This window comes from Paractinoplanes hotanensis (assembly GCF_023717965.1).
Lineage (GTDB): Bacteria > Actinomycetota > Actinomycetes > Mycobacteriales > Micromonosporaceae > Actinoplanes > Actinoplanes polyasparticus.
The window spans coordinates 91,292-104,365 of record NZ_JAMQOL010000053.1 but is presented as its reverse complement, the minus strand read 5'-3'; the positions used below and the strand labels follow the sequence as shown (position 1 = coordinate 104,365).

At 70.9% G+C, this 13,074-nt stretch carries 12 protein-coding genes; 7 read left to right on the top strand and 5 right to left on the bottom strand.

Annotation, left to right across the window (positions count from 1 at the left end):
- The 4 genes from LXN57_RS36160 to LXN57_RS36145 form a co-directional block, all read right to left on the bottom strand.
- A complete protein-coding gene (locus LXN57_RS36160) occupies window positions 1-561 on the bottom strand; it encodes a TetR-like C-terminal domain-containing protein (protein ID WP_251802715.1) in 561 nt (186 codons plus the stop codon).
- Window positions 554-1,387, bottom strand: coding sequence for an alpha/beta fold hydrolase (locus LXN57_RS36155; RefSeq protein WP_251802714.1), 834 nt, complete (start codon window positions 1,385-1,387; stop codon window positions 554-556). The genes LXN57_RS36160 and LXN57_RS36155 overlap by 8 nt, the downstream gene beginning before the upstream one ends.
- A gap of 75 nt (window positions 1,388-1,462) precedes the next feature.
- Window positions 1,463-2,947, bottom strand: a complete 1,485-nt coding sequence (locus tag LXN57_RS36150; protein ID WP_251802713.1) for an arylsulfotransferase family protein — start codon at window positions 2,945-2,947, stop codon at window positions 1,463-1,465.
- A gap of 63 nt (window positions 2,948-3,010) precedes the next feature.
- Complete coding sequence (locus LXN57_RS36145; RefSeq protein ID WP_251802712.1) at window positions 3,011-4,183, bottom strand: glycosyltransferase family 4 protein; 1,173 nt, start codon at window positions 4,181-4,183, stop codon at window positions 3,011-3,013.
- A 25-nt stretch (window positions 4,184-4,208) separates the two neighbouring features.
- Here LXN57_RS36145 and LXN57_RS36140 point away from each other — a divergent pair, with 25 nt between their 5' ends.
- Together LXN57_RS36140 and LXN57_RS36135 are read left to right on the top strand one after the other, a co-directional pair.
- On the top strand, window positions 4,209-5,069 hold the full coding sequence (locus LXN57_RS36140; RefSeq protein ID WP_251802711.1) for an Fpg/Nei family DNA glycosylase: 861 nt from the start codon (window positions 4,209-4,211) through the stop codon (window positions 5,067-5,069).
- Between the two features lie 148 nt (window positions 5,070-5,217).
- Window positions 5,218-6,807, top strand: coding sequence for a sugar transferase (locus tag LXN57_RS36135; protein ID WP_251802710.1), 1,590 nt, complete (start codon window positions 5,218-5,220; stop codon window positions 6,805-6,807).
- Between the two features lie 44 nt (window positions 6,808-6,851).
- Here the strand turns inward: LXN57_RS36135 and LXN57_RS36130 are convergent, their stop codons facing one another.
- Window positions 6,852-7,721 (bottom strand): poly(ethylene terephthalate) hydrolase family protein, encoded by an 870-nt coding sequence (locus tag LXN57_RS36130; protein ID WP_438872957.1) that lies wholly within the window; start codon window positions 7,719-7,721, stop codon window positions 6,852-6,854.
- A 146-nt stretch (window positions 7,722-7,867) separates the two neighbouring features.
- On the opposite strand from LXN57_RS36130, the gene LXN57_RS36125 reads away from it, so the two are divergent.
- The 5 genes from LXN57_RS36125 (at window position 7,868) to LXN57_RS36105 (ending at window position 12,993) form a co-directional block, all read left to right on the top strand.
- Window positions 7,868-9,061: a sensor histidine kinase gene (locus tag LXN57_RS36125; RefSeq protein WP_251802708.1), complete on the top strand. Its 1,194-nt coding sequence runs from the start codon at window positions 7,868-7,870 to the stop codon at window positions 9,059-9,061.
- On the top strand, window positions 9,058-9,801 hold the full coding sequence (locus LXN57_RS36120; RefSeq protein WP_221380522.1) for a LytR/AlgR family response regulator transcription factor: 744 nt from the start codon (window positions 9,058-9,060) through the stop codon (window positions 9,799-9,801). The genes LXN57_RS36125 and LXN57_RS36120 overlap by 4 nt, the downstream gene beginning before the upstream one ends.
- Before the next feature lie 209 nt (window positions 9,802-10,010).
- Window positions 10,011-11,177: an alpha/beta hydrolase family protein gene (locus tag LXN57_RS36115; protein ID WP_251802707.1), complete on the top strand. Its 1,167-nt coding sequence runs from the start codon at window positions 10,011-10,013 to the stop codon at window positions 11,175-11,177.
- Window positions 11,156-12,337 (top strand): sensor histidine kinase, encoded by a 1,182-nt coding sequence (locus tag LXN57_RS36110; protein ID WP_251802706.1) that lies wholly within the window; start codon window positions 11,156-11,158, stop codon window positions 12,335-12,337. Before LXN57_RS36115 ends, LXN57_RS36110 begins: the two co-directional genes overlap by 22 nt.
- Window positions 12,334-12,993, top strand: a complete 660-nt coding sequence (locus tag LXN57_RS36105; RefSeq protein WP_251802705.1) for a response regulator transcription factor — start codon at window positions 12,334-12,336, stop codon at window positions 12,991-12,993. The genes LXN57_RS36110 and LXN57_RS36105 overlap by 4 nt, the downstream gene beginning before the upstream one ends.
- Window positions 12,994-13,074: the final 81 nt, after the last annotated feature.

Here is a 13,074-nt window from a genome sequence, read left to right as displayed (position 1 = left end):
TCAGTTCTTCAGGCCGCGGTCGATGAAGTCGATCAGCCACTCGAAGCTCTTGTCGACGTCGGTGTCCATCTCGAAACCGCCGGCCGCCTCGATCGTCGCGAAGCCGTGGAACAGGCTGCGCAGCAGGCGCATGGCGTGCACGGTGTCGCCCGGGTCGATGTCGTAGCCGGCCAGCACGGCCGCGAGCGACTCGAGCACCCGGGCGCCACCGATGGCGATCGGATCGTCCGGCCCCTGCGGGTTGAGCGGCAGGGTGGCCGAATAGCGCCCGGGGTGCTCGACCACGTAGGACCGCAGCGTGTGGGCGGCCGCGGCCAGGGCATCCCGCCCGGCCCGGCCCTGCATCGCGTCGCGCAGCGCGTCACCGACCTCGACGAGGGCCAGCGCGGCGATCCGCCGGTTGAGGTCGGCCTGGCTCGCGACGTGCTTGTAGAGCGACGGCGTACGCACCCCGAGCCGCTCGGCGACCAGGCCCATCGTCACGTTGGCCAGCCCGACCTCGTCCGCGAGCCCGGCGGCCGCCGCGGTCACCGCCGCCGGGTCGAGCCCCGCCCTAGGCACGGGCGTGCGCCTTGAGGAACGGGAGCAGCAGCGCGACGGTCTCGTCGGGGAACTGCGTGTGCGGGTAGTGGCCGGCGCCCTCGACCACCGCGAGTCGGCCCAGCCCGGCCGGCAGCTCGGCCAGAATTGCCTCGCCCTCGGCCCGCGGGTCGACCCAGTCGGGGTCGAGGGAGCCCTCGATGACCAGCACCGGGCAGCGGACGTTCGCGAGCTGCGCCCCGGCGTCGGTGGCCGGCGTCTGCCCCATCTTCTGCAACGCCTTCATCCGGCCCGGCTGGGCCAGGCTGTCCGCGTTGCGCCGCAGCTGCTCGTCCCAGTCGGCCGGCTTGCGTCCGGGAAAGGCGAGGTCGAGGTATTTGTGCCACCAGTTCACGCTGCCCAGCACGGCCATCATCATCAACCGCGTCATGCCCGTACGGTATGTCTTCGACCCCAGGTCGCTCAGCTTGAACGACAGCTTGCGGGTGAACGGCACGATCTCGACGATGCCCTCGACCAGGTCGGGCGCCTGGGCGGCGGCGACGGTGACCGCGCCACCCGAGATCGACTGCCCGACCAGGACGGCCGGGCCGCCGAGGTGACGCACCACCGCGATCAGGTCACCGGCGATGTCGGTACGCGAGTAGGACGGCCACACCGCGCTCGACTCGCCGCAGCCGCGCAGATCGACGTTGGCCACGCGATAGCCGGCGGCGACCAGCTGGGGCACGACGAACCGGTAGGACTCGCGGCTGTCTCCCATGCCGTGGGCGAGCACGACCAGCGGGCCGGCGCCGCTGACTTCGTAGGCGATGGCGCCGCCGTCGACGGTGAGGAACTCGGTCATGACTGCCTCCGGGTGTTGGCTAATTCCGTTAGCTAAAAGCTAATGGCGTTAGCCGGTCATGTCAACTGTGACCCGTCACACCCGGACCGGAATCGCCGACGAGGAGCCCAGCACCTTTCCGCTCTTGTCGAGCGCCTCGGCCACCACGTATTCGGGAGTGCCCGAGATCGTCAGCGTCGTCTCGAAGCCGGCCCGGGCCTCCTCGACCGTGCCGCCCGACAGAGCACCCGGCTGGGTGCCCCACCGCGCCCGCCACCGGGCCACCCGCGTCGCGCCGTTCCAGCTCGCCGACACGATCACGTTGCCGCCCTCGACGCGCAGGCCCAGCGCGGGCTGGTCGGACGGCGTGCCCGTCCACTCGGCCTTGTAGGCGCGATAGGACTGGTTGTCGAGCGGCAGGTGACCGGCCAGCCGCACCGAGCCGTCGGCGTTGTGCTCGGTGAAGTGCGGCATCTGACCCCAGCCGACGAACGACCCGCCGTCGGCCAGCTCGCGGAAGCTGCCCTGCGTCGGCGCCGACAGCCGGTCCGGATGCGCGTACTCGGCGACGAACGTGGTCCGCTTCGCCGCTTCGTCCACGCGGAAGACCACGCCGCGCGAGTACTCCCGCTCCTTGGTCACCCCGGCGCCGTTGTCGAACAACCCGTACGACCCGTCGCGCCGCTGCCGGAAGTCGTGCTGCCACGAGAACTTCGTCCGCTCGTCGACCTGGAAATCGGACTTCTTGCCGCCGATCCGCCAGCGGACCTCGCCACCGCGCCGATCGATCTTGTAGACGGCCCACGTGTGCCGGGCCGACACGATGATGTTGCCGTCGGCGGCCAGGCCGACCGAATTGGCGTGGAAGTAGTCGTACGGAAGATGCTCCGAATCCCCCACGGGCAGCGGCGCGTACGACTCGTCGAGCCCCACGTGGTCGCTCGACCGCCACTCGAAGACCTTGCGCCCGGTCGCGATGTCGATCTCCTGGAGGAGGCCGTCGTGCAGCACGCCGTCCTCCGGTCCGCCGAGAGCCGTCAGGTCGTACGGGATCGGGTCGTACACCCAGAAGAGCGCGGTGTTCCGCGGCGTGATCACGAGATCGTGCTGGTCGGCCTGCTCGGTGCCAGCCGCCCGGATCCGGGTGATCTCCCGGTACGACCGGTCGGCGATCACGAACTCGCCCTGGCCGACACCCTGGCCGCCGGTACCGCCGATAGTGCCCTCCCACCAGGTCAGCACCGGCTGGTCGCGGTAGGTCTGCGCCTTGAGGTCGATGGCCACCGTCGCCGGGTCGGGCACCTTCCGGAACCAGACCGGCGAGCCCTGCTCGTCGACGATCAGCGGGCCCCACAGCCCCGCACCGGAGGCGGGAGTGAGGAAGATGGAGCCGGCCACGGCGCCGTTGGCGGCCGTCGTGATCGTGACGTCGGGCAACGTGCGCAGGTCGGGCCGGGAACGGAACTTCGGGTCACCGGCGGGAACCGCCGCCGGGTCAGCGGGCGCCGCCGGGTCAGCGCCGCGACCCCACGCATAGCCGATCCCGCCGCCGGCGACGCCGGTCAGGACGGCGCCACCCACACCAAAAAGGACATTTCTCCGAGAGGGGCTCACCTTTCCGGCATGCCCGCCGCAGGCCAAGATCTACCTCGAAGGAGGATCAGAATTCGCTGTGAGGCTGGTGTAAACGCCGATGAGCCGCGGGGTGAGCACGTCGGGGTGGAACTGGTCGAGGTAGCGGGCGCGGGCGGCCGGGGCCAGGGCCGCGGCTCCGGTGCGGGCCCGGGCGAGAGCATCGGCCAGGGCCGCCGGATCGGGCTCGACCACCCAGCCGGCGTCGCCGATCAGGTACGGAATGCCACCCACCGCGGTGCCGACCACGGGGCGGCCGGCGGCCATGGCCTCCAGGATCACCGTGGGCAGCACGTCGTTCCAGGTCGGCACGGCGACCACCACGGCCGACTCGTCACGGACCTCGCGCATCCCCTCGCGGTCGAGAATGCCCAGGTAAAGCACGTCGGAGCGCTCGGCTGCGGCCTGCTCGGCCAGCGGGCGCAACTCGCCGTCGCCGGCGATGCGCAGCGTCCCGAGCGACCCGTCGGGGTGCCGCCGCCAAGCGTCGAGCAGCAGGCCCAAACCCTTCTCGGGGGAGAGCCGGGCACCGTACAGGAATCCGTCGCCCAATGGCGCCGGCTCACCCGGGTCGGGCAGGCCGTTCGGCTTCACCACGATGCGCTCGTCCGGGATGCCGTAGTCGTGCAGATGCGCGGCGATCCGGTCGGTCAGCGCGATGAACCGGTCGACCGAGCGCCAGGTGGGCCGGTGCACGGCGAGCGTCGTCGCCATCAGGGCGCTCTGCGCGGCCGAGCCGCGGTAGCAGCGGTGCTGCACGGCCGGCCACCCGATGAGCTTGCCCTTGCAGTCCTGGCAGTTGTGACCGTCGCGGAAATACAGACCCGACGAGCACACCTGCCGGTAGTTGTGCACCGTCTGCACCACCGGCACGCCGTGGGCATGGGCTGTGCGAACGACCCAGGGCGACAGCAGCGGGTACGGATTGTGCAGGTGGAAGACGTCCGGGCGCTCCGCCTTCAGGAGCTGGGCCAGGTCGCGCTGGGCGGCCCGGCCGTAGATCGGCGAGAGCGGCAGCAGCGCCTTCTCGGCCGGGGGAAGCGCAGCGATCGAGTCGGAGCTGCGCTGGAACGGCAGCACCTCGACCCCGGCCGCGCGCAGCTGAACGATCTCGGTGTCCACGATGACGTTCTCGCCGGACGGCATGGCTTCCCGATACCGGTTGTGCGCAACGACGACCTTCACGCCTCGAAACGCTACCGTTGAGGGCGTGCCCGAACTTCCTGAGGTCGAGGCGCTCGCGGCCTACCTGCGTGAGCGTGCGGTCGGCCACACCGTCGAGCGCCTCGAGGTCTCCTCGTTCAGCGCGCTGAAGACCTTCGACCCGCCGGCCACCGCGGTCGCCGGCCTCGCTGTCACCTCCGCCGGCCGCCACGGCAAGTTCCTCGACATCGGGCTCGGTGACGACCTGCACCTCGTGGTCCACCTGGCTCGGGCCGGCTGGCTGCACTACCGCGACGCCTTCAAGTCGCCCGCCCCGCTCAAGCCGGGCAGCGGCCCGATCGCCATCCGCATGCGGCTCGACGACGGCTCCGGCTTCGACCTCACCGAGGCCGGCACCCAGAAGTCGCTGGCGGCCTATCTCGTACGCGACCCGGCCGAGGTCCCGGGCGTGTCGAGGCTCGGCCCGGACGCGCTGGCCGTCTCCCGCGACGAGTTCGCCGACCGCCTGAAGGGCCGCAACGGGCAGGTCAAGGGCGTGCTGGTCGATCAGGAGGTGCTGGCCGGCATCGGCAACGCCTACTCCGATGAGATCCTGCACGTGGCCAAGCTCTCGCCGTTCGCGCTCACCGGCAAACTGACCGACGAGCAGATCGACACGCTCTACGCCGCCATGCGTGCGGTCGAGACCGACGCTGTGGCCCGCTCCGTGGGGCAGAAGGCGGCCGAGCTCAAGGGCGAGAAGCGGGCCGGCATGCGGGTCCACGCGCGCACCGGGCTGCCTTGTCCGGTATGCGGCGATATCGTGCGCGAGGTCTCGTTCGCCGACAAGAGTCTGCAATATTGCGCCACCTGCCAGACCGGCGGGAAACCACTGGCCGATCGACGCCTGTCCAAGTTGATCCGATAGGTGCCAAACGGTAACGGTACGTACACGGTCGGGAAAGCGGGCACAACGTCCGCTTCTCTCCGCCCGATCCATCGGTATAGTGGCCCGGTCCCACGTTTCCGCGGCGCGATCGTCCCTGGGTCCCGTGGCGGTGCGTAACCTTTTCCGGATGCGGGAGGACGTAGGCGAGGTGACCGCTAGCCTGCATCGCCCGGTTACCGACAGCAGCCGGAGCAAACCCGTGCCGTACGACAGCTTCGAGTGGCAGCAAACCCCGCCACCGAGCAACGGCGTACCCCGATCAGCCTGGAACCGGCAGCACAAGCGCGTCTCGCGCTGGCATCGCCCGTACACGTTGGTCCTTCTCTTCCTCGACCTCCTCTCCGGTATCGCCGCGAGCCACCTGGCCGCGACGTGGATCGAGAAGTCACGCTCCGGCTTCATCGGCCGCAGCCTCGGCTTCCTGCACAACGAGGAGCTCTTCCTCTTCTTCGCCTACGTGGTGCTACCGCTGGGCTGGCTGGTCCTGCTCTGGGCCAACGGCGCGTACGACCGCCGCTACCTCGGCCTGGGCAGCGAAGAGTTCAAGCGCATCGTGCGCACCTCGGTCACCGTGGTGGCCTGCGTCTCGCTGCTCGCGTTCGCCACCAAGGCGCCGCTGTCGCGCGGCACGGTCGCCGCGGTCTCGCTGATGGCGCTGCTCTTCCTGCTCTCCGGCCGGGTCATCGCCCGTCAGGTGCTGCACTTCGCCCGGCGCAAGACCGGCCACGGCGCCCACCGCATGGTCCTGGTCGGCACCCTGCCCGAGGCGCTCGAGGTCTACACCGCGGTCACCCGCAGCCCCGCCGCCGGCCTCATCCCGGTGGCCATCCACCTGACCGATGGCTACGCGGCGGCCCGGGGCATCGAGACTCCGGTTCCGGTCTACGCCGCCCGCGACGTGCTGGCGCTGGTGCGCGAGGTCGGCGCTGACACGATCGCGGTCTGCGGCTCGGCCAGCGCCGAGCCGGGCGAGCTGCGCCGGCTGGCCTGGCAGCTCGAGGGCACGGGCGTCGACCTGGTGGTCGCACCCCAGCTGACCGACATCGCCGGCCCCCGGGTGCACATCCGCCCGATCGAGGGCCTGCCGCTGCTGCACGTCGAGGAGCCCACCCTCTCGGGCCCCGGCTGGCTGGTGAAGAACCTGATCGACCGGGTCGCGGCCGGCCTCGGCCTGCTGCTGATCAGTCCGATCCTGCTGGCCATCGCGCTCGGCATCCGCCTCTCCGACCCCGGCCCGGTGTTCTTCCGCCAGCCCCGCGTCGGCCACGAGGGTCGTACGTTCCGGGTGTGGAAGTTCCGCACCATGTACGTCGACGCCGAGGAACGCAAGCGCACGCTGGAAGAGCTCAACGAGTCCGACGGCATGCTCTTCAAGATGAAGAACGACCCCCGGATCTTCTCGTTCGGGGCGAAGCTGCGGGCGACGTCGCTCGACGAGCTGCCTCAGCTGATCAACGTGCTGAAGGGCGAGATGTCGCTGGTGGGGCCGCGGCCGCTGCCGGCCGACGACGGCGACTACCTGGGCGACGTGCGGCGGCGGCTGCTGGTGCGGCCGGGCATCACCGGGCTGTGGCAGGTGTCGGGCCGCTCCGACCTGTCGTGGGACGAGGCCGTACGGCTCGACCTCTACTACGTCGACAACTGGTCGCTGACCTACGACCTGGGCATCCTGTGGCGCACGATCTGGGTCGTACTCAAGCGCAAGGGCGCCTACTGAGCGACGCCCGGCCGATGCTGAGCCGGGCGCCGCCGCGCCCGGCCTCAGGAGTGCGGGCAGGTGTCGCGGTATTCCTGGATCGCCGAGCCCGACGGCTTGGGGCACAGGAACTGCTCGTAGCGGGTGTCGTTGTCGATGAAGCGCTTGAGCCAGCTGATGCTGTACTTCGCGACCGTGACGTTCGTCGAGGTCGGCGCGGAGTGCGAGGCGTTGTTGAGCTCCAGGTACGCCTTGTCGAGGGTGCTCGGCAGGCTCGTGTAGAACGGTTCGGAGTGGGCCGAGACCGACGCCACGGTGTCGTTCTCGGCGCCGATGATCAGCGTGGGCACGCGGTCGGACGACCAGCTCTTGGTCCCGTGCCACGGGGTGAGCGGGATGGCCGCCTGCAGCGCCGGCCGGCTGACCGAGGCCGACAGGCTGCCGCCGCCACCCATCGAGTGGCCCATGACGCCGAGTCGGGTCGCGTCGATGCGCGTACGGACGCTGCTGGTCCGGGTCAGGTAGTCGAGAGCGGCCAGCAGCTGGGTGCCGCGCGCGGCGGGCTGGTCGAGGGTGCTCAGCGTGTCGATCGTGATGATCACGAAGCCCTGTGAGGCGAGGCGGGGGCCGAGCCACGACACGCTGGACTGGGAGGCCGTGAAGCCGGGCGAGATGGCGATGGCGCCGAACGTGCCGGCCGTCGTGCTGGTGGGGTAGTAGATCGTGCCGCCGCCGAAGCCGCTGACCGCGGAGCGCGCGACGGTGGTCTGGGCGATCGCGAACGAGCCACGGGACGCCTCGATGCTGCTGGTGGTGGGGGCGGGGCCACGTTCGTACGGGTTGGCCGCGAGGGCCGGCGCCGCCGGTGACGCCGCGACGAGGGTGAGGGCCGCGAGGACGGCGGCCAGACCGGTGCGGAACTGGGGAACGGACATGGGCACTCCCTGGGGTGTGGGTGAGCCGTGTATCGATTTGTGTCAATCTTTGATCGACTCATTACCCATGGGTAATCCCAATTGGCACCCTGCCAATACGGTATGACGGCTGGACGGCAACCCGCGGAACGACCACTATCTGCTGCGTGGCCGGACAGGTGGGCAGCGTGCTGGCGGTCCTTGCTGTGCTGGCCGCGCTGGCCGCCGCCGTGGTGGCCGTCATCCGCCTGCGAGCCCGCCGCGGCATCGCCACGGCCATGCAGCGGGCCACGTACGACGTGCTGCACACCGCCGGGCTGGCCGCCGACCCGCTCCGGGCCGGTCTCAGTCCCAGCACCGCCGCCAAAGCCGCCCGGCACCTTCGTACGCTCGTCGGCGCGGCCGGCCTCACCATCGCCGACGCCGAGCGGTGCCTGGCCTTCGACGGCCGCGGCAGCCACCACAGCGAGCAGTTCACCGAGGCCGCCACCCGGGCGCTCGAGACGCACCGCTCGATCGTGCTGGGCTCGTCGGACCTGCCCTGCGACCGGGTCGACTGCGTCGTGCGCGGCGCCGTGGTCGCGCCGCTGACCGATCTGGCCGGGCAGGCCACCGCGGTTCTGGTGGCAGTGGCCGACGACCAGCCCGCACCCGGCCTCGTCCAGGCGACTCTCGAAACCGCCCGCTGGGCCGGGTCGCAGCTGGCGCTGGCCGAACTCGACTCGTCCCGCGAGAGGCTCGCCCGGGCCGAGGTCCGCGCGTTGCGGGCGCAGATCAGCCCGCACTTCATCTACAACGCCCTGACCGCGATCGCGTCCTTCGTCCGTACCGACCCCGAACGGGCCCGCGAGCTGATCCTGGAGTTCGCCGAGTTCACCCGCTACTCGTTCCGGGCCCACGGCGACTTCACCACGCTGGCCGAGGAGCTGCGCTCGATCGACCGCTATCTCACGATCGAGCGCGCCCGGTTCGGCGACCGGCTTCAGGTACGCCTGCAGATCGCCCCCGAGGTGCTGCCGGTCGGCCTGCCCTTCCTCTGCCTGCAACCGCTGGTCGAGAACGCCATCCGGCACGGTCTTTCGCGGAAGCCGGGCGTCGGTATGGTGAGCATCGAGGCACAGGACGCCGGCGCCGAGTGCCACATCACGGTCGAGGACGACGGGGTCGGCATCGATCCGGCGGTGTTCGCCGCCGGAATGCCCGAGACCGACGACGGGCAGCACGTGGGCCTGGCGAATGTGGACGAGCGGCTGCGCTCGGTCTTCGGCGACCACTTCGGCCTGGTCGTCGAGACGGGGCCCGGCGCCGGGACGAAAGTGAGCATGCGAGTGCCGAAATTCCACCCGGGAGTGAGAGCGTGAGCCTGGTCGTGCTGGCCGTGGACGACGAGCCGCCCGCACTGGACGAGCTGGCCTACCTGCTCAACGCGGACGGCCGGGTCGCACACGTGCACCGCGCGGGCGACGCCACCGAGGCCCTGCGGGTGCTGCGTGACACCGAGGTCGACGCGGTCTTCCTGGACATCCGGATGCCCGGCCTGGACGGCATGGAACTGGCTCGCATCCTGCGCCGTTTCGCCCGCCCACCGGCGATCGTCTTCGTCACGGCGTACGACGACGGGGCCGTGGACGCCTTCGACCTGGGCGTCACCGACTACGTCCGCAAGCCCGTCCGCGCCGAACGCCTGGGCGAGTCCCTGCGCCGGGTGGCCGGTTCCCGCCCCGTGCCCACGACCGCCCCCGCCCAGCCCGCCGACGAGCCCACGATCCCCGTCGAGCTGGCCGGCACCACGCGCATGCTCCCGCGCAGCTCGGTCCGCTGGGTCGAGGCCCAGGGCGACTACGCGCGCCTGCACACCTCGGACGCCTCTCACCTCGTCCGCGTCTCCCTGGCCACCCTGGCCGAACGCTGGGCCGACGCCGGCTTCGTCCGGATCCACCGGTCCTACCTGGTCCAGATCCGCCTGATCGCCGAGCTACGCCTGACCGGCTCGGGCTACGTGGTCTCGGTCGACGGCATCGAGCTGCCGGTCAGCCGCCGCCACACCCGAGAGCTGAAGGATCGCCTGATCAGAGCGGCCAAACACGACTGGACCCGTTGACTCTGGCACACCCATCCACACGGTTGTCCACAGGTTCACAGAGTTCTCCACAGAGTTATCCACAGGCTCCGCCGGCATTCTCCGTCGCACGGGTGACCCGCCTCCATCGGAAGTCGCAAGCCGGACTTCCCGCTCCCGCCGGATGTGCCCGGCCCGGCGCGGGCGGCAGGCTCTGAGGTGTTGAAACGACGCCGACCAGGGAGAACGTCATGAGAGTGAAGAAGATTGCCGTGCTTGCGGCAGCAGCGCTGGTCGTCGGGCTGGTGCCTGCGGCCGGTGCCCAGGCGAGGGCAAAGCCGGGGAGCGAATGGGCCGGAATCACCCGTGAGGCCGTGACCATCCCCATGAGCGGTGGATGGTCGGCGAAGGGCGAGCTCACCTTTCCGAAGGGGTCGAGGGGCCGGCTGCCGGTGGTCGTCCTGCTGCACGGCAGCGGCAAGAACGACATGGATCAGACACTCGCTCCGGGTGTGGCCACGTTCAAGTCAGTTGCCCGGTCGGTCAGCGCGAGCGGCTTCGCGGTGCTGCGCTTCAACAAGCGCGGCGTGGTCGGCGTCGGCCCCGTGCTGAGCGACAACCCCGCTTTCCTCGACCTCGACAAGCCCTACGAGCAGACGGTACGGGACGCGGCCGCGGTCATCCGGTTCGCCCGGAACTCCCCGCGGGTCGACCCGGCCAAGATCTTCCTGCTCGGCCACAGCGAGGGCACCCAGGTCGCCGGCAACCTGGTCGCCGACCCCCGGGCGTACGGCATCAGGAAGCCGGCCGGTGTCGTCGCGATGGGCGTGGTCCACGGCACCACACGCGAGGTGATCTACTACCAGATCGTGGGTCGCACACTGGGGCAGCTGCACGAGGAGTTCGACTTCGACGGGGACGGCCGCCTGACGCGGGCCGAGGTCTCCGAGGGCCTGGTCGGCCGGCCGGCCGAGGTGGCAGCGCAGTTCCGGGCGCTCCTGACCGCTCCCGCGACCGACGCGAACGGCGACGGCGTCCTCGCCATCGACGCCGAGGTCGAACCGGTCGTCCGCGCGGCCACCGGCTTCGATCAGTTCCCCAACCTGCCCGGCCTACCCGAGCAATTCGCCAGGTACATCACCGACTTCGGTCGTTTCCCGACCCCGGCGCGGACGCTGCCCCGGTACGACGGCCCGGTGCTGCTGCTGAACGGCCAGACCGACATCCAGACCGCGGTACGGGGCGCGATCGTCACGGACGCCGCCCTCGCCGCGGCCAAGAACCGGGACCACACGCTGATCACCTATCCCGGCGTCAGCCACCTGATGAACGTCACGTCGGAGTACCAGCCGGCGCTCGGCAACCCGGACCCGGCCGTGCTGCGCGACATCACCGCGTGGCTGGCCGCGCGGCGCTGATGAAGCTGCTTCAGGACGGCGCGGTGGCCCTGGTCGCCGTGCCGTTCACCGCCGTGCTGCTGTGGCTCACCGGCGTGCCGGGCACAGCACCGGGCACGCTCGTGCTGGCGCTGGTGGCGGCCCAGACGCTGCTGATCTGCCTGCGCCGGATCAGCCCGCTGTGGTGCGTGACGCTGATGCTGGTGCTGCAGGCAGCGATCGCCGCTGCCTCCCCGCACGGCACCGGCGTGCGCGGTTTCGGTCTCACCATTGCGATCTACACCTGCGGCACGTTGCTCACCACGCGCACCGCCATCAGCCTCGCGGTGATCACGGCGGTCGTCGAGATCGGCGGGTACGCGTTGCTCAGCCTGCCCCCGCCGGCAGATGCGCCGCTGGCGCTGGCCCGGATCGCCGTCCACCTTCTGCTCTCGCTGCTGCTCTACATCGGCGCTGCGTTGCTCGGTGCCCACCTCACCATGCGGCGCCGCTACGCCGAAGTGGTCGCGGCCCGCGCCGCCGCCGACGCTGAGGCGCACCAGGCACGGACCGAGGCGGTGCTGGCCGCGGAACGGGCCCGGACCGCACGCGAGCTGCACGACGTCGCCGCGCACCATCTCACCTCACTGATCGTGCAGGCCACGCTCGTCGAACGGCTACTGGACCGCGACCCGGCGGCGGCACGGAGCCACGCGGCCGCGGTCCGCGAGGAGGGCCGGAACACGTTGAACAATCTGCGGCTGATCGTCGGCGCGCTGCGGGACGAGAGTGGCGCCGACCCGGACCTGCCGGACGGCAGCGGCCTTGCGATGATCGACCGGCTCGTGTCCGGCGGCGAGGCCGAGCTCACGGTCGAGGGCACGCCCGGCGTTCAGGACCCGGCCGTGGAACTGGCGCTCTACCGGGTCGCACAGGAGTCGCTGACCAACGCGCGTGACCACGCCCCCGGTGCGCCGGTGACGATCACACTCGCCTACCGGGAGCCGGAGACCACAATGGAGATCCACAACGGTCCCGCGACCGGCCCGTCCATCGAGCGCGACCGCGGACGTCGCGGCTTCGGCCTGGTCGGCATGCGGGAGCGGGCCTCGTTGATCGGCGCCGCGCTGGACGCCGGACCTACCGCAGACGGCGGCTGGCGCGTCCGGATCACCGTTCCCCGCCCCACCGGTGACGCGTGATCACCGTGCTGCTCGCCGACGACCAGGCGATGTTGCGAGCCGGCTTCCGGTCGCTGATCGAGCTGGCCGGCGACATCACCGTGATCGGCGAGGCCACCGACGGCCCCGAGGCAGTCCGGATGGCCCGCCTGCTCGGTCCGGACGTCGTCTGCATGGACGTCCGGATGCCCGGCGGCGACGGCCTGACCGCGACCCGCGACATCGTCGGCACCCTCGATCCGGCGCCCGCGGTGCTGGTGCTGACCACCTACGAGCTGGACGAGTACGTCTTCGGCGCGCTCGAGGCCGGCGCGAGCGGGTTTCTGCTCAAGGACGCCGACGTGGACACCCTGGTCGACGCGATCCGCCGGCTCGCCGCCGGTCAGGGGATGGTCGACCAGGCGGTCACCCGGCGCGTGATCGTCGAGTTCGCCCGCCGCCGCCGAGCCGCCGTACCGGCCGGAACCGGACCGGGCGTGCTCACCGCGCGCGAGGCGGAAATCGTCCGGCTGCTGGCCCACGGCCTGTCCAACGCCGAGATCGCAGCCGAGCTGGTGGTCGAGGTCAGCACCGTGAAGAGCCACCTGAGCCGCGCCATGACCAAGATCGGTGCCCGCGACCGCGTGCAGACGGTCATCTGGGCCTACCGCTCCGGCCTGCTGCCCCTGGAGCCGTGAGAAGGCCGGTCACACCCGCTCGGTACGCCCTGAACGAATCGACGGACTATTTTGGAGTACCCGGCGAGCAGATCGCGGAGC